Annotated in this window: 16 protein-coding genes; 7 read left to right on the top strand and 9 right to left on the bottom strand. The window is 54.7% G+C overall.

What is annotated here, in order from left to right:
* Nucleotides 1–170: 170 nt before the first annotated feature.
* The 4 genes from VK738_18175 to VK738_18190 form a co-directional block, all read right to left on the bottom strand.
* Nucleotides 171–698 carry a DUF488 domain-containing protein gene (locus tag VK738_18175; GenBank protein ID HTD24592.1) on the bottom strand — a complete coding sequence of 176 codons (528 nt, stop codon included), beginning with the start codon at nucleotides 696–698 and terminating at the stop codon, nucleotides 171–173.
* 13 nt (nucleotides 699–711) lie between these two features.
* The gene (gene selA / locus VK738_18180) at nucleotides 712–2,139 is read right to left on the bottom strand and encodes an L-seryl-tRNA(Sec) selenium transferase (GenBank protein ID HTD24593.1); all 1,428 of its coding nucleotides are present in this window, start codon (nucleotides 2,137–2,139) and stop codon (nucleotides 712–714) included.
* 402 nt (nucleotides 2,140–2,541) lie between these two features.
* On the bottom strand, nucleotides 2,542–4,716 hold the full coding sequence (gene recG, locus VK738_18185) for an ATP-dependent DNA helicase RecG (protein HTD24594.1): 2,175 nt from the start codon (nucleotides 4,714–4,716) through the stop codon (nucleotides 2,542–2,544).
* 139 nt (nucleotides 4,717–4,855) lie between these two features.
* Entirely contained in the window at nucleotides 4,856–5,242 is a 387-nt protein-coding gene (locus VK738_18190; GenBank protein ID HTD24595.1) for a type II toxin-antitoxin system VapC family toxin, read from the bottom strand.
* Between the two features lie 390 nt (nucleotides 5,243–5,632).
* On the opposite strand from VK738_18190, the gene VK738_18195 reads away from it, so the two are divergent.
* Entirely contained in the window at nucleotides 5,633–5,818 is a 186-nt protein-coding gene (locus VK738_18195; protein ID HTD24596.1) for a hypothetical protein, read from the top strand.
* A 69-nt stretch (nucleotides 5,819–5,887) separates the two neighbouring features.
* Nucleotides 5,888–7,378, top strand: coding sequence for a diguanylate cyclase (locus VK738_18200; GenBank protein HTD24597.1), 1,491 nt, complete (start codon nucleotides 5,888–5,890; stop codon nucleotides 7,376–7,378).
* A 348-nt stretch (nucleotides 7,379–7,726) separates the two neighbouring features.
* On the opposite strand, the gene VK738_18205 is transcribed toward VK738_18200, so the two are convergent.
* A complete protein-coding gene (locus VK738_18205; GenBank protein HTD24598.1) occupies nucleotides 7,727–8,170 on the bottom strand; it encodes a DUF2203 domain-containing protein in 444 nt (147 codons plus the stop codon).
* 77 nt (nucleotides 8,171–8,247) lie between these two features.
* Nucleotides 8,248–9,360: a quinolinate synthase NadA gene (gene nadA, locus VK738_18210; GenBank protein HTD24599.1), complete on the bottom strand. Its 1,113-nt coding sequence runs from the start codon at nucleotides 9,358–9,360 to the stop codon at nucleotides 8,248–8,250.
* 353 nt (nucleotides 9,361–9,713) lie between these two features.
* On the opposite strand from nadA, the gene VK738_18215 reads away from it, so the two are divergent.
* Complete coding sequence (locus VK738_18215; protein ID HTD24600.1) at nucleotides 9,714–10,979, top strand: Ig-like domain-containing protein; 1,266 nt, start codon at nucleotides 9,714–9,716, stop codon at nucleotides 10,977–10,979.
* A 50-nt stretch (nucleotides 10,980–11,029) separates the two neighbouring features.
* On the opposite strand, the gene VK738_18220 is transcribed toward VK738_18215, so the two are convergent.
* The 3 genes from VK738_18220 to VK738_18230 form a co-directional block, all read right to left on the bottom strand.
* Nucleotides 11,030–11,737 carry a hypothetical protein gene (locus VK738_18220; protein HTD24601.1) on the bottom strand — a complete coding sequence of 236 codons (708 nt, stop codon included), beginning with the start codon at nucleotides 11,735–11,737 and terminating at the stop codon, nucleotides 11,030–11,032.
* Nucleotides 11,738–11,843: 106 nt separating this feature from the next.
* On the bottom strand, nucleotides 11,844–12,350 hold the full coding sequence (locus VK738_18225) for a GNAT family N-acetyltransferase (GenBank protein HTD24602.1): 507 nt from the start codon (nucleotides 12,348–12,350) through the stop codon (nucleotides 11,844–11,846).
* A 10-nt stretch (nucleotides 12,351–12,360) separates the two neighbouring features.
* Nucleotides 12,361–12,531, bottom strand: coding sequence for a hypothetical protein (locus VK738_18230; protein ID HTD24603.1), 171 nt, complete (start codon nucleotides 12,529–12,531; stop codon nucleotides 12,361–12,363).
* Between the two features lie 40 nt (nucleotides 12,532–12,571).
* On the opposite strand from VK738_18230, the gene VK738_18235 reads away from it, so the two are divergent.
* The 4 genes from VK738_18235 to VK738_18250 all read left to right on the top strand — a co-directional run bounded on the left by VK738_18235 (nucleotide 12,572) and on the right by VK738_18250 (nucleotide 15,175).
* Nucleotides 12,572–12,847 carry a hypothetical protein gene (locus VK738_18235; GenBank protein HTD24604.1) on the top strand — a complete coding sequence of 92 codons (276 nt, stop codon included), beginning with the start codon at nucleotides 12,572–12,574 and terminating at the stop codon, nucleotides 12,845–12,847.
* A 181-nt stretch (nucleotides 12,848–13,028) separates the two neighbouring features.
* Nucleotides 13,029–13,799 (top strand): electron transfer flavoprotein subunit beta/FixA family protein, encoded by a 771-nt coding sequence (locus VK738_18240; protein HTD24605.1) that lies wholly within the window; start codon nucleotides 13,029–13,031, stop codon nucleotides 13,797–13,799.
* 109 nt (nucleotides 13,800–13,908) lie between these two features.
* Nucleotides 13,909–14,193 carry a hypothetical protein gene (locus VK738_18245; protein HTD24606.1) on the top strand — a complete coding sequence of 95 codons (285 nt, stop codon included), beginning with the start codon at nucleotides 13,909–13,911 and terminating at the stop codon, nucleotides 14,191–14,193.
* Complete coding sequence (locus tag VK738_18250) at nucleotides 14,186–15,175, top strand: electron transfer flavoprotein subunit alpha/FixB family protein (GenBank protein ID HTD24607.1); 990 nt, start codon at nucleotides 14,186–14,188, stop codon at nucleotides 15,173–15,175. The genes VK738_18245 and VK738_18250 overlap by 8 nt, the downstream gene beginning before the upstream one ends.
* The last annotated feature ends 34 nt before the right edge of the window (nucleotides 15,176–15,209 follow it).

Consider the following 15,209-nt stretch of genomic DNA (forward strand, 5'->3'; position numbering starts at 1 on the left):
ATGCGGATGGTGCTGGTCTTGCCCGCACCATTCGGCCCGAGGAGTCCAAAAATTGTGCCGGGCGCAATGCTGAAGGAAAGTTCATCCACAGCAACAACCTGGTTGTAGCTCTTGCACACTCGTTGCAGCTCAACCGTGAACATAGCTCATGATTCTATATGAGGGTTGCATCAGAACAGCATACCTTCGCTGTAAATCACCTGGCCCTCGACCAGCTTCGCTTCTTTGGTAATCACGTGCGGACGCGATGGCGAAGCATCCTGAATGTGTAGTACATCATTTCCGCGCAGAGCAAAATAATCGGAAACCAGCATGCGGTGGCAGTGAAAGAACACCTTCTCGGCACACATGATGGCAGTTGGAGCGCTTTCGGCAAACTCAGAGACGCGCTGCGCCGCTTGCTGGAACGCCGGCGTGAGCATGTAATCGGCATAGTTGCGAAAAGAATCATTGCGCAATCCAATGTTGGGCGAATCGTCGCGCAGCTTTTTACGGCGACCGCCCAACTCTTTCATCCAGACATACTGAATGCCTTTTTCTGGCAAAGACTTTTCGAGTGACTCGCGGTTAAAGTAGGGCATCCGGCGCGACATGGGAAAGGCGCGGATATCAATCAGAGTCTGGATGGAATGGACGTGAAGAATTTTTAGAAATTCATCGAGAGGACGTGTGGAGTGGCCGAGGGTATAAAGCGTCATTGCTGCTCAACATTCACTTTGCGGAATCAATCTGCAACAACGCTTTCACGATCACTGCATCCTGTTCCGGAAAAACCGTGCGCAGGTCGAGCAGCACCCTTCCCTCTTCTACCCGCCCGATAATGGGCAAGGGTTGCGCAGCGCGCAGTCGTTCCGCCAAGGCATCGGCGCTTAATTTTTGAGCGTCCAGCACGAGCAACCATGTTGGCAAGGTGGCCTGGGGAGCAGCCCCGCCACCGATCACTGACTCTCCCGCGATAATCTCGATTTTCAAGCTGGAGGCGGAAGAAAGAGTTTTTTGGACCGCAGCAGCACGCTCACGAATTGCATCGGCAGAAAGATGCATCATGCGCAACGCAGGAATAGCCGAGCTGTCGTTGCGTATGTAAGCCAACAGTGTGGCTTCGAGCGCAGCATACGTAAGCTTATCTACACGCAACGCGCGGAAGAGCGGATTCTGCCTGAGGCGTGCAATCAGCTCTTTTCTTCCGCTCAGAATTCCCGCCTGCGGTCCGCCCAGGAGTTTGTCACCGCTATAGGTCACGATGTCAACTCCCGCACGCAAGCTGTCGGCGACACCCGGCTCTCCACTCACGCCTATACTGCGCAGATCGAACAGCGCCCCGCTGCCCAAATCTTCTACAACGGGAATCTTATGCTTGCGGCCCAGAGCAACCAGCTCCGTCAATGCCGGCTGTTCGGTAAAACCGACCATGGCAAAGTTCGAGCGATGCACGCGCAGCAGCACTCGCGTCTTCTCGGTGATGGCGCGTTCGTAATCAGCGATGCGCGTGCGGTTCGTTGTCCCAACCTCGCGCAGAGCGGCGCCGGCCTTGGCCATGACGTCGGGAATGCGGAAGCTGCCACCGATTTCGACCAGTTCGCCGCGCGATACAACCGCTTCGCCGCCTTCGCCCAGCGTGTTGAGAACCAGCAGGACTGCTGCCGCATTATTGTTGACCACCACAGTTGAAAGACCGCCGGCAGAGGCGCCCAACTGCTGGGCAAAAAGTTTGGCAAATAATTTATCGGTATGCGAATCGCGTTTTCCGCGCTCGCCACCTTCAATATCGAACTCGAGGTTGGAGTAGCCAGCAGCGATTTCCTGTATTCGCTGCAGTGTCGCTTCGCCCAGCGGCGCGCGTCCAAGATTGGTGTGCAGGATGACCCCAGTAGCGTTAATGACCGAACGCAACGAAGGCTGCAGTGCCTGGCGTAACTCGCGCTCGACCGCCTGCACAATTCCCTGCACTGCTACTTCAACACTCTTGCTATCCAGATGACCAGAAGATATTTCAGTACGCAGTCTGGCGAGAACGTTGCGTGCAGCATCGGCTACGGCAACGTGGCCCTCGGCGCGAGTGACTTCAGCCAGCGCCTGCAGAACTTCATCCAAAGAAGGAAGCAGGCGGTAAAGGTCGGATTTGCTTGTGGTAACCACGTTCATAGTTTCCAATTTCGAGTTGCAGGTTTCAAGTATGAAACAACCCTCAAGCTCGAACAGTTAAGCGCGATTTCGAGCGAGTCGGTGTAGGTCAAAGTGAAACTTTTTCGAAAGCAGCCATTTCTTCCGCTCCGCCAGAGAATCTACGAGGTTTGCAGCGTACTAGCTCGCCAGGCTGAAATTCCCATGCTTCGTCTTCATGCTTAGGGCCGCACAGCCTGTAAACGTCGCCGCTCATATGTTCAGCCTGAACCGGACGCCAACAATCGGTCCCCTCGTCCAATAGTGCTACGTAAACCGTCTTCACGGCGCTGCTCCTGCTTGGCTTCAATCATCTCACGCATTCACGTGCATCTTCGGGATATGTCTTACACGGTTCCTTCCAAATCGAAACTTTTCTTATCCCGCCTCAATTAATCCATACCGCCTCTGCCAATGGCTGTGCAAGTAATGCAGTGTACGGGAAAGCTCTTCGGCGGTAATTTCCGCATTGGGAGCAGAGGCCACCAGGGCGGCTTCGCTCTTGGCCTGCTCCAGGATATCGCGGTCGCGCAGCAGGTTAGCCACACGGAAGCTCGGCATTCCCGCCTGGCGCGTACCGAAGAACTCGCCCGGACCGCGCAGTTGCAAATCGAGTTCGGCGATCTCGAAGCCGTTGGTGGTGCGCACCATGGCATCGAGGCGCTGCTCGCCTTCCTCAGAAACTTTTCCGCCTGTCATAAGGACACAGAAAGACTTGGCCGGGCCGCGGCCGATGCGTCCACGCAACTGGTGAAGTTGCGACAGGCCGAAGCGCTCGGCGTGTTCGACAATCATGAGGTTAGCGTTAGGAACATCTACGCCGACCTCAATCACCGTGGTCGCCACCAGTACATCGAGCTCCCCGCGCTGGAAGCGGCGCATGACGGCGTCTTTTTCGTCGGCATCGAGCCGCCCGTGCAGCAAGCCCACGCGCAGATCGGGAAGAATGCGTTTGCTCAGCTCGTTATACATCTTGGTTGCGGCTTTGACGTCGAGAGTTTCGCTCTCGTCAATCACCGGGTAAACAACGTATGCCTGGCGTCCGGCGGCAACCTGCTTGCGCAGAAAAGCCCACACCTCCGTTGAACGCTCGTCGGAGACACGCCGAGTCACAATGGCCGAGCGTCCCGGTGGAAGCTCGTCGAGAATGCTGATGTCCAGGTCGCCGTAAAGTGTGAGCGCTAATGTACGTGGAATCGGCGTTGCTGTCATGACCAGCGTATCGGGTTCAGCGTCGTTTCTTTCGGCGGCGTTTTCCGGCGCTTTTTTCATCAGCTTGAAGCGCTGCAACACGCCGAAGCGATGTTGCTCATCCACGATCACCAGTCCCAATTTGGCAAATTCGACTTTTTCTTCGATCAGCGCATGGGTTCCGATCACAAGCTGAACGTCTCCGCGTGCGATGTGGCGGCGGGTATCGCGCTTGCGCTCTTCTTCCAGCGACCCGGTTAGCAAGACAATGCGATATCCAGCGGGCTCCAGAATGCGTCGCGCGCTTAAATAATGTTGCGTAGCCAGAATTTCCGTCGGTGCCATCAACGCCACCTGGTATCCGTTTTCAATCGCGATGATCGCCGCCTGCAAGGCGATGATGGTCTTGCCCGAGCCCACGTCACCTTGCAGTAGCCGCCGCATGGGGACGGGTTGCTGCATGTTCTCCGCGATTTCTTTGAGCACTTTCTTCTGCGCGTCCGTGGGATGAAAGGGCAGAATCTTCTTCAATGCTGCGCGCACGTTCTCGGTAACTTCAAAGGCGATCCCCGGCTGGGCGCGCATGGTCTTGCGCTTCAGCTCCAATCCCAGTTCGAGAAAAAATAATTCCTCGAAGATCATGCGGCGGTGGGCCGGTGTGCGCGCCGCCTGCAACGCAGAAAAATCAGCCTCCGGCTCCGGCCAATGGACGCGCCACAAGGCCTCGGCCCGTGACAGCAGAGCCATGCGCGAGCGTATCGCCGGCGGCAGAGTTTCAGGCAAACTGTTTTCGCCGGAGCCGTCGGGCACAACCTGCTCCAGCGCGCCACGAACGATGCGCCGAAACCATTTCGACGTCAGCCGCCGGTCCGCCGCCGATTCATAAATGGGAACAATGCGCCCGACCTCAAGTGAGTTAGCAGCCTCCGCTTCCGCGTCGTCATCAGGATCGGCCAACACCTCAAACTGCGGCTGGATGATTTGCAATCCACCGCGTCCAAATGTACTGCGTTCCACCCTGCCATAGAGGGCGACAGTCTGTCCCGGCTTGAATCTGTCTTTGAGATATGTCCCGTTAAACCAGATGCAGGTAAGGCCCGCCCGGCCCTGGGCAGCCGTCATCTGAAAGATAGGCATGCGCTTGGTACGGAACAGGCCTGAGTTGCGCACTTCGGCAATTACGCTGGCCATTTCGCCTTCGCGCAGTTCCGCAATCCCTCGCGGATTCAGACGGTCTTCATAACGAAAAGGCAGGTAGTAAAGCAGGTCTTCGACGACATGAATGCCCTTGGTGGCCAGCAAGTCGGCAATGCGCGGGCCGACTCCCTTCAAATATTGCACCGGCGTGGTCAGGTCTGGCACTTGTTATCCTGTCTCAGGTCTGAGATGGATTATAGAAGTTCTCGGCGCTTGCTAATCAGTTGCGCGTTTCCAGTTTTGGTGCAGAAGGTAACAAAGGCAGTTTGTTGAAAGGCCCGATGTTCCGAGTGCGCGGAAAACATCACCATAGCCGACGAACCTTATAAGTATCGAAAGCAACATCGTTGCTGATGATCGGAATATTTTCCGCCTGGGCTTGCGCGATCAGCATACGATCAAATGGGTCCTTGTGTGGTTCGGGCAGCAGCCCCGCCCGAACCGCATGGTTATCTGTGATTGGTAAACTTTCAAAATGTTCATTCCTGAGATATCCGGCAAAGTCGCCCAGTAACTCTGCGGCACCCGGGAGTTTGCCCAAACGAAATTTTATGGCAATTTCCCAAGCCGAGGCTGCGCTTACAAGGAGGGTGTTATTAGCACGTGCAATTAGCTTGCGCGCTGAAACACTCAATGCTGGATCATCACTAAGCCACCAAAGCAACGTGTGGGTATCAAGCAATAGGCGCATCTCTCTACTCCCAACCCGCCAGATCCTCGCTTGGCAACGGCTCGAAGAATTCCTGTCCAACGCGGAGCTTGCCACGCAGAGCCCCAGGCTGGCGCCGGCCCTTGGAGTCTGAAATTGGAACCAATCGCACTACGGGGTCAGGACCGCGAGAAATTATGATTTCTTCACCGTCACAAGCTTTCTCAATTAATCGAGAAAGATTGGTCTTGGCTTGATGAATGGTAACAGTTTTCATGGGCACGACCTAGCTAATATAGATTAGCTAATACCGACAAATTTAGCAAGACGAGCTTCAGTGGAGATTTGCCGCAGACTATCCTATAGATGAGTTGGGGGCGCTGAATCCCGCTCCCCCAGCAGGATTTCCGGCTGCGAAGCCCATAAAATTTTATGCTACGCCGATTCGTAAAAGCCCTGGCGGCCGTGCTGGCGGGAGCTGCCATCTACTGGGTTATCCGTCCGCATCTGCCGGCCGTGGCCCGGCACCAGATCTTCCACGAGGACCTTGGCCTATTGGTCTACGGCCTGATTTCCGCCTTAATTTATGGCCTGCTTTGCTGGTTTGACCGCAAGTAACTAACAAATTAACAGCCTTTGCGCCGGTTTTCGCTGTACAATTCTGGAACTCTTTCCCCAGTTCAGAGTATGCAGAAAATTGCAATTTTATATGATGCCAGTCAGATCGTTCTCTCCACCTTCGATCTGGATGAGGTGCTGGAACGCATCCTCGATACCGTGCGTGACTACTTTAATCTGGATAACGGCACCATTTTGCTGCTGGATAAAAAGACCAAGGAGCTCCACGTAAAGAGCCATTTCGGATGCATCCAGGCCCCCCGAGACCTGCGCATCCCACTGGGAAAGGGACTCACCGGCACTGCCGCCAAGGTCAAGCGGCCTATTTACTCGCCCGATGTAAGCAAAGACCGGCGCTACTTAAAGGTCACAAATGGCACGCGCTGCGAGGTGGCCATTCCTCTACTGGTGCGCGACGAGGTGGTCGGGGTGCTCGACATCCAAAAAGATGTGATCGATGGTTTCGACCGCGAAACCATTGATCTGCTTACGCTTTTTTCCACCCAGGCTTCCATCGCCATTCAGAATGCGCAGCTTTACTCGCGCGAACAGCGCCGCACGCAGCAGCTCGAAGCCATCAACGCTGTTGCCAAGGAAACCCGCGCTTTGTTGAAGCCGGAAGAGCTGTTCCCGGCAATCTGTAATTTGATATTGCAATATTTCCCAGTAGACCATGCCATCGTGCTTACTGTGGAGCGCAAGAAGCTGCTCTTGCGTGCCCATAAAGGGAAGCTCAAGGAACTGGTTACGGTGGGATTCGAACTGCCCCAAAATTCCGGCATCAGCGGACACGCACTCGCAGAGGGCCATACGATCGTGGTGCCCAACCGGGCAAAATCCCATGCCGGATACGTTGCCGCGTTCCAGGAAACCCAGGCTGAAATTTGCATCCCGCTGGTTTCGTTGGGACAAAAAATAGGCGTTCTTGCCCTGGAAAATGCTGCGCCTGATTCCTTCCGCGATGAGGACATTCAAGCCCTCGAAGCCGTCGCCGATATCTGCGCCGACGCCATCCACAACGCACTATCATTCAAGAAAGCCGAAGAGATGGCCGATACCGACGGCTTAACCGGCATCTACAACCGCCGCCACCTGGAAAAAAGAATGATCGCTGAGATTGACCGTCTCTCGCGCTACGAGCACGGCATGGCCGTGCTGATGATTGACATTGACTACTTCAAGAACCTGAACGACGAGTTCGGCCACATTCTCGGGGATGAGGTGCTGCGTCAGATCTCAGCTCTTTTCAGCAAGCATATTCGCAAGGCAGACGTTTTATGCCGCTACGGCGGTGAAGAGTTCGCTGTGCTTTTACCGGAAACCGTAGGAGAAAAGGCCATGAAGGCCGCCGAAAAATTGCGCGGTTTCGTAGAGAATTTCCACTTCCCTGGTTTGAATCGGCCATTGACCGTCAGTATTGGCGTGGCCGATTTTCCCGAGCACGGGGCCAACCGTGATGAATTGTTCAAAGCCGCCGATGCCGCCCTCTACGCGGCCAAGGAGGCCGGGCGCAACAAAGTTGTACGGGCGCATCTCGCCGCGGCGGCCACGGAAAAATAGGTTCTCAAAAAGTATGGCGTCTATACCGGTAGGAATGGTCTTGGGGTTTTTGATATTTTGCCTTGTTTCGATCTACAAACCCGAATATCTGGCCAGCACTTACTTCATTCGCGAAAAATATAGCCCCAAAGTGATGCTCTTATTCAGGGGGCTTGCACTCTTGTTCGCTCTAGGTGGCGTGCAGATGACGGTTAACATCTACAAGGAGTCGCCCAAGTCGTTCGGCCCTCAGCCTCCGAACTTGATTGTGAGCGGCATTATAGGAATTGTGCTTGCTTGGTTCATTATTCTCTTCGTCAAATTCGGCAGAGAAAGAAAGCTACGACAGAGACAGACCAAAAAACAGAACTAATTTGGCTTGTCCTGCTTCTTTGCCTTCACAATGCGTTCATCAATAGGTTTTCTTCCGCGGAAACCCTCGCTGACGCCGTGCCAATGTGTGATTTTCTGCTCACCCACCTTCCAGCAAAGAAGAATGATTTGGTCTTCGACCAGGCAAGGGAAATCGAGCAATCCAATATCCAGGTCTTTCACCTGAACACCAGTAGAATCAATTTCGGCGAGTGAGTCTTTGATGGTCTGGGTGGCTTTATCGCGCTCAGCTTTGCGGCGGGCCAAGTGGACCACATCTACCAGGGTCCCACCGTTGAGGAAAATACGGTTGTTGGCCGCCTGCAGCTCAGCCTCGACCTCTTCGATTAACTTCTTGCCCTCCATGGCTGATCGCAAAAGCGATTCCAGAATGGGCACCAGGGTCTGCGCTTCTTCTAAAGTAAAAGTTCGTTCGGCCATATTGTGAATATCTTCGATTCTTTCCCGTAGAAACGTAGCTTGCTACGTCTCTAGCTCGCCGCGTCTCCAAAAAATCCTTACTGAATCTCCAGCATCCGGTCCAGCGCGACGCGCGCCCAATGTTTATCGGTGTCGTTGACTTTAATCTGGTTCACCACGTTGCCCTCAACCAGATTTTCCAGGGCCCAGCACAAATGCTGCGGCGAGATGCGGAACATCGTAGTGCACAGGCATCCAGAGTTGTCGAGCGTAACTACCATTTTATCCGGATTCTCTTTCGCCAGCCGGTTTATCAGATGAATTTCAGTGCCCACGGCAAACTTGCTGCCGGCAGGCGCCTGGGCGACGGTTTTGATGATCTTGTCGGTAGAACCGAGCGAGTCAGCCTTCTGGCAAACTTCCCAGCGGCACTCAGGATGGGCGATGACATGAATATCCGGATACTGCTCACGGATTTTATCTACATGCTCCGGCAGAAAGCGCTGATGCACCGAGCAGTGCCCTTTCCATAAGATTACGCGCGCACGGCGCAGGCGGTCAGGTGTCTGTCCGCCCATGAGTTGGTAAGGGTCCCAAACTGCCATATCTTCCCGCGGAATACCCATGGCATAGGCGGTGTTGCGTCCCAGGTGTTGGTCGGGGAGAAAAAGGACTTTGGGATTCTTGGCAAAGCCCCAACGGAATGCCCCGGCAGCATTAGAAGAGGTGCAAACCATGCCTCCGCGCTGGCCGCAAAACGATTTGATGGCGGCCGTAGAGTTCATGTAGGTGATGGGAGTAACACCTTGGCCGTCGTCGTCGGTCAGTCCCATGTTCACGAGTTGCTCCCAGCAGTCTTCCACCTGCCCAATCTCGGCCATATCGGCCATGGAGCAGCCGGCATTTAAATCCGGCAAAATGACTGTTTGCGAAGAACGGCTGAGCACATCGGCGCTCTCCGCCATGAAATGCACTCCACAGAAGACGATGTAACGGCCTTCGGCTTCGGAAGCAATTTTTGAAAGCCGATAAGAGTCTCCGCGAAAATCGGCGAAGCGTATGACCTCATCGCGCTGATAGTGGTGACCTAAAATTACGAGGTTGCGTCCTAACTCAGCCCTGGCCGCGGCGATACGCGGATCCATAGTATGGTCAGGTTGCACGAGATAGTTTTCAAGCGAGCACGTTACTGCTGATGTTGCCGTAGCCATTTTTTTCCGCCTTCAGTCCCGGCGCCCTAACTACGGCCCGGAACGGGGATGTTGAAAGCACCTATCGGCTCCAGTAGATCCACTGACCTTATCTCTAAGGCCCCGACCTACGGGGTTGTTGAAGCCGTTAGCCTAGCTTGACTCCACTTCTTTAGATGCCCTACAGCTTCCGCAGACGCAAAGAAATCTACAGTCCACTGCCTTGCTGTCAGAGCAATCATTGATTTTCCCATCTCACGCCATACCGCGCAAGAGCTTTCTGTTTCGCTTTTCAGAAACCGGGATATAATTGCTTCCTCCCTCGATGTCAACTTTCATTCTCGGCCGGTAATACCTGCTTGAAAAAGGCCCGTGTGCGCAAAAATTTCGCTCGTCCGATCTTGGTGTGCCACTTCCTGCGCACAGCCACTAAAAGTGCTGTTCTGGTTTTTGCCCTGCTTGTGCTTTCTCCCGCCGCACCCGCTCAACAACGCATCGTCCCCTTGGGGCCGCCACAGTCACCACGGTCGAGCACAATCATTAACCTATCGGGTCCGCATTTGAACTATTACGGCGGTAGGGTGATCTCCAATGTTCAGGTTGCCGTGGTCTTCTGGACAGCGAATGTGAACTTCACAACCCACAACCAGATCAAGGGCTTTTACAGCACGATCAACAACAGTCCTTATATAGACATGCTCAGCGAATACAACACCGTGGGCTTAACCGGTTTTGCGGATGGGATGCCAGGCAGCAATCAGACCATTGGTCGCGGCACCGTCATTGGCCCTTACACAATCGCTCCATCTGTAACCGGTACTACTGTAGATGACAGCCAAATCATCTCCGAACTTCAGGCGCAGATCGCCGCACATAACCTCCCCGATCCTGTAACTGATGGCTCGGGCAATGTGAATACGCTCTACATGGTTTACTTCCCCTTGGGCTACACCATTACTCTGCAAGGCTTTTTGAGTTGCCAGCAATTTTGCGCTTATCACGGCACTTACACCAATAACAACCTCTCAATTCCTTACGGTGTCATGCCCGACCTTTCCGCCCCTGGCTGCAGGACAGGCTGCGGGAGCGGCACCACATTCCAGAACCTAACCTCTGTTTCAACGCATGAGCTGGCCGAAAGCATCACGGATACAGAGGTCGGATTAGTGGGTAACACCTTTGTCCGTCCGCTGGCATGGGTTGACCCTACCGGCAACGGCCAGGAAATTGGCGACCTCTGCAACCATATCCACGCAACCCTCTCCGGCTACACCGTGCAGGAGGAGTGGTCCAATGCCATGAACTCTTGTATTGCGCCAACCGGTGGCATTCCGGCCAGCACTACCGCACTGCAAATTTCAAGCGTGCCTTCCGTGCCCTCCCGGCTTAGAGCAACGGTGAGTCTTACAGCCACCGTTACTCCCGTCGCGCCGGGGCCGACACCCACGGGCCAAATTACTTTTTTCGATGGAGCCAATCCTCTTGGCACCTTCCCCTTATCTTCAGGTCAGGCAAGTCTTACCACCTACCAACTTAGGGGCGGCTTCCGCCAGATTCAGGCATCGTATTCGGGAGATATCAATTACGCACCCAGCTTCGATACCAAAACGTTTCGCTACCGGCCACCGCTGTCGAGATGAAGTAATCTGTGCCTATGTCCGCCTACAGCCGGATCAGGCAGAAATCGCAATTAAGCAGGGGCCGATCGCCCACGGCGGTTGCCCGCGAAGAAAGCGCAGGAAGAACTGACCGGGCACTGCGCGCATTTCGGCTTGACGCGTTTGCACAACTGCTGGCCATGGCGTTTCAGCAGTAAATATGTCCGCGTGCGGGCATCAAACGTTTTCGGGATTTCTGCCTCGATTGCCTGCTGTGCTTCGCGATAGGTCACAGCGTAGTTCTCGCGCTCTTGTCCGCGTTGAATACGCACGATCACGTGCGGGCAGTTGGAGGGAACCGCGGGTATCGGCGCAATGCCACCGAATAGCAACATGCGGTCGGCGCCCGGATCGGCAATGTTAGGGAACTTCTTCAGCGTCTTGCGGGCTTGCTCGATGGGCCCAACCAGGCCGGCGCGCAGGTCGCCACCGTATTCATTCTGGATGCGGACGGCAATTTCTTTCAGCCGCATCGCTCTTAGTTCCGGCACCATGCCGCCTGCTTTTAACGCGTTCGCGAGCTTCGCAGGTGACGCTTCCAGAAGTTGCTGCGGCTCGACCCCGACCGCCTTGTTCAGAGACTCCCAGCCCTTGGCACAGGCGGCATCGCTCGCCGGATATCCGCAGTGCCACCACACCAGAAAAAGATACGGATCGGTTGGCCAGCATGGCTCCTGTTTGCCGTAAAAAGACTCCAGCTCTGACAACAGCTTGGAAAGATGTAAGGCGGCTTTACCCATGCGAGGTCTAGATTCTATAACTACCCCAACCCGCAAACAAAAGTCATAAGCTTTGCGGTTCTGGAACGGAGTACAGTGTTGCGGGGTCCTAAGCCGGGGAGATGCGCTATCGCTTTGACCTTTGTGTCTTTTGTGGTCTGACTCTAGTCTTACCTGAGAACTTCTTATAAATATCTCCCGCCAGCTTCTCCATGTATCCTTCCGGTTTTGCTGGACGCGTAAATCCAAATTGCTCATAGAGAGCGTGAGCGTCACGGGTGACCAGGCCCCAGCGCCGCAGGCCTTGCAGCTCGGGATGCTGCTGAATACACTCCATCAGCCACTTGGCCAGCCCATGCCCGCGATATTTTTCTAAAACATACACGTCCGCGAGATAAGCATAGGTCGCCAGGTCTGAGACGACCCGCGCGAAGCCGATCTGATCTTTGCCTTCATACAGTCCAAAACAAAGCGAATTTTGGATCGAGCGCTCCACCACTGGCAGGGGAATGCCCTCCGCCCAGTAGGACTGCGTCAGGAAGGCGTGCACCGCTGGCACATCAAGTTTTGCGGGATCAGTGCTGATGGTGAATTCACCGCGGCGATATTGTTGGTGCTGAACCGGCTGCATCATGAGAGGCTTGTCATTCACTTTCTTGCAGCAGCTTGCCCAGTGTCGGCTTGTGTTTTTCTTTCCTTGGCTTATTTGTGCTTTCTTCCTTCCGCACAGGCGGAGGTTGGCCCACGCGCTCGCGGGCCAGCTCTTTCACGGCCTTGACGGCGCTAAAACGCTTGTGTTTCTTCTTTTGAGGCATGGTGCGCTGCTTATGCTTTGATTATGCAATAATTTTGCTAATGGACGAACGCGAATTTTACGACGAACGGGAAGAGAAGAAGCCGGCGAGCTTGAACTGTCCGCATTGCAAGCAGTCGGCCGAATATGAAATCAACTGGCTGGTGCGCACCAAGAAGCGCCAGCTACCGCCCCGGGCCGACGAGCGCGACCGCGCCAAATTCGCCAAGGCCCGCACTTACATGGTACGCCGCGATGACATGACCATGTGCAAGAACATGCGCTGCCGCAAACGCTTTGAGATTACCGGAGTGCAGTCGGTAGCGTTTCTCGATTGAGTCATTTTGCCATTGGATCATTGAGTCATTGAATAATTGATTCATCGGATCATTGAGTCATTGGGCCATTAATTCAGAGGATGAGCCGATGACTCAAATCCCTTCAACCTGATTTATACTTTCTCTTCGCCTGGTATTCCTGAAAACAGCCATAATTCGCACGAACAACCGAGAACCATTCATGAAAATTCTTGTCTGTCTCAAGCAAGTTCCCCAGAAAGATGCGCCCCTGAAGCTCAACGAAAGCGGCGCCTGGATTCGCGAAGACGTTTCTTACGAGGTCAACGAGCCTGACGCTTATGCCCTAGAAGAGGCCCTGCGCCAGAAGGAAAAGCACGGGGGAGAAGTTGTGGTCATCACCGCCGGGCCCGCGCGGGCGCAGCAGGTTCTGCGTGAGGCCCTCGCCAAGGGAGCGGATCGGGCCATCCACCTGGAAGACCAGGCCTTCGTCGGGCTCGATGCCATCAACATCGCGCGTGCCTTTGCCGCTGCTATCAAAGATGAGCAATTCGATCTCATCTTTACCGGCCTGCAATCCGATGATTACGGCTATGCGCAGACTGGAGTGATCCTGGCCGAGCTGCTGGGCTGTCCGCACGCCACCATTATTATGCAGATCGAAAAGCAGGAAGGCGGCATCCGTGTAAAACGTGAGCTTGAGGCCGGGTACTTCCAATACGTGGATATCCCCTTGCCCGCAGTTCTGACCATACAGTCGGGCATTAATAAACTGCGCTACGCGACCTTAATTGGCATCAAACAAGCTAAGAACAAACCCCTGCGGAAAATGGCCCTTTCGGAGGTACAATCGGCCCTCGGAGGCAACCAGATCAAGATCGAAAAGCTGTATATTCCGCAGAAGAGCAAGAAAACAGAAATGCTTGAGGGCGCTCCGGCAGAAGTTGCCAAAAAGCTGGTTGACCGTTTACGGAACGAGGTGCGGGTTTTGTAACTTTTGTTGTCCTCTGAATCGGCCCGTGAACGGTTGGAGAGTCTTTGGGTAAACCGATCATCGGTAGAGGCGCGCAGCATGCTGCGTCTCTGGAAAGCATGAGGACTTTATGGCACTGAGTGCAAGCCACACATACCAACAAATGGATGTGCACGAACGCCAGGCGTTCCAGGAAGAAGAGACTTCGAAAAACGATTGGGGAGGAGTGCTGATGACCATCGGCGCGATCCTTCTCCTGTTTGATTTGTTTATTGGGTTGTTTGTCGGCCGCGATGTTGTTGATGGCGCCCTTTTCTTCGTGAAGTGGGGGTTGATTCAAACCGTCGTGGGCCTGGTTTTGATTGCCGTTGGTCTCACACTGAACCGGAGAGCGCACACCAAAGACGATGCCTGAAACCATTCTGGTTGTAGCTGAGCAGCATGAGGGAAAACTGAATCGCGTCTCCTGGGAGACGATTGCCGGCGCGCAAGTCATCGCCGGCGAACTAGGCTGGCAGGTCGAGGCCGCGGTTGTTGGCAGCGGCATTAACGCTGTTGCCTCCGAGCTGGCTGGGAAAAAAGTGGCCAAGGTTTATGCCATCGAATCACCCGCGCTGGCCAACTACACGCCTGACGGCTTTGCCGCCGCGCTCAAGCAGTTCATCAGTGAGAAAAAGCCGCACCTCGTGCTGATGCCACATACCTACCAGGTGCGCGACTTCGCCCCTAAGCTGGCTGCATCTCTCGAGCGCAGCCTGATACCCGACTGCATCGGATATAAGAAGGATGGCAACCGGCTGCTGTTCATCCGCCAGATGTTCCAGGGGAAGTTTGCCGCCGATGTCAGCTTCGCCGGTGAGCCTCCTTACTTTGCCACATTCCAGAACGGGGCTTTCCGTGGCGACAAGGCCGAAGCTGCTTCTGCGCCTGCTCCCGTAGAAACCGTGAACGCCAAGGTTGATGCCAGCGCCATCCGCACCAAGCCCCATGAATGGTTCAAAGAAGCCAAGCAGGCGGTGGACCTCACGCAGGCCGAAATCATCGTCTCCGTCGGTCGCGGAATTAAAGAGCAGAAGAACATTGATCTCGCCAAGCAACTCGCCGACGCGCTCGGCGGAGAGCTGGCTGCCTCGCGCCCAATTTGCGACTCGGGCTGGCTGCCCATGGATCGGCAAGTTGGCAGCTCCGGCCAGACGGTTGCTCCCAAGCTCTATCTGGCTTTGGGCATCAGCGGCGCCATTCAGCACATCGTCGGCATGAAAGGCTCGCGCACCATCATTGCTATTAATAAAGATGCTGAAGCGCCTATCTTCGAGATCGCCGATTACGGTGTTGTCGGAAATCTGTTCGACATCGTTCCTCCGTTGATTGAAGAGGTCAAGAAGGCAAAAACGTAGAAGCAGTTTCGAGTTTCCTGTTTCAAGTTTCGAG

This window comes from Terriglobales bacterium (genome assembly GCA_035487355.1).
Lineage (GTDB): Bacteria > Acidobacteriota > Terriglobia > Terriglobales > Acidobacteriaceae > QIAW01.

Coding starts and splice junctions, on each gene's coding strand:
- VK738_18175 (HTD24592.1), bottom strand. CDS start 698: ATGACGCTTTATACCCTCGGCCACTCCACACGTCCTCTCGATGAATTT.
- VK738_18190 (HTD24595.1), bottom strand. CDS start 5,242: ATGCGCCTATTGCTTGATACCCACACGTTGCTTTGGTGGCTTAGTGAT.
- VK738_18195 (HTD24596.1), top strand. CDS start 5,633: ATGCTACGCCGATTCGTAAAAGCCCTGGCGGCCGTGCTGGCGGGAGCT.
- VK738_18200 (HTD24597.1), top strand. CDS start 5,888: ATGCAGAAAATTGCAATTTTATATGATGCCAGTCAGATCGTTCTCTCC.
- VK738_18205 (HTD24598.1), bottom strand. CDS start 8,170: ATGGCCGAACGAACTTTTACTTTAGAAGAAGCGCAGACCCTGGTGCCC.
- nadA (HTD24599.1), bottom strand. CDS start 9,360: ATGGCTACGGCAACATCAGCAGTAACGTGCTCGCTTGAAAACTATCTC.
- VK738_18220 (HTD24601.1), bottom strand. CDS start 11,737: ATGGGTAAAGCCGCCTTACATCTTTCCAAGCTGTTGTCAGAGCTGGAG.
- VK738_18225 (HTD24602.1), bottom strand. CDS start 12,350: ATGATGCAGCCGGTTCAGCACCAACAATATCGCCGCGGTGAATTCACC.
- VK738_18230 (HTD24603.1), bottom strand. CDS start 12,531: ATGCCTCAAAAGAAGAAACACAAGCGTTTTAGCGCCGTCAAGGCCGTG.
- VK738_18235 (HTD24604.1), top strand. CDS start 12,572: ATGGACGAACGCGAATTTTACGACGAACGGGAAGAGAAGAAGCCGGCG.
- VK738_18240 (HTD24605.1), top strand. CDS start 13,029: ATGAAAATTCTTGTCTGTCTCAAGCAAGTTCCCCAGAAAGATGCGCCC.
- VK738_18245 (HTD24606.1), top strand. CDS start 13,909: ATGGCACTGAGTGCAAGCCACACATACCAACAAATGGATGTGCACGAA.
- VK738_18250 (HTD24607.1), top strand. CDS start 14,186: ATGCCTGAAACCATTCTGGTTGTAGCTGAGCAGCATGAGGGAAAACTG.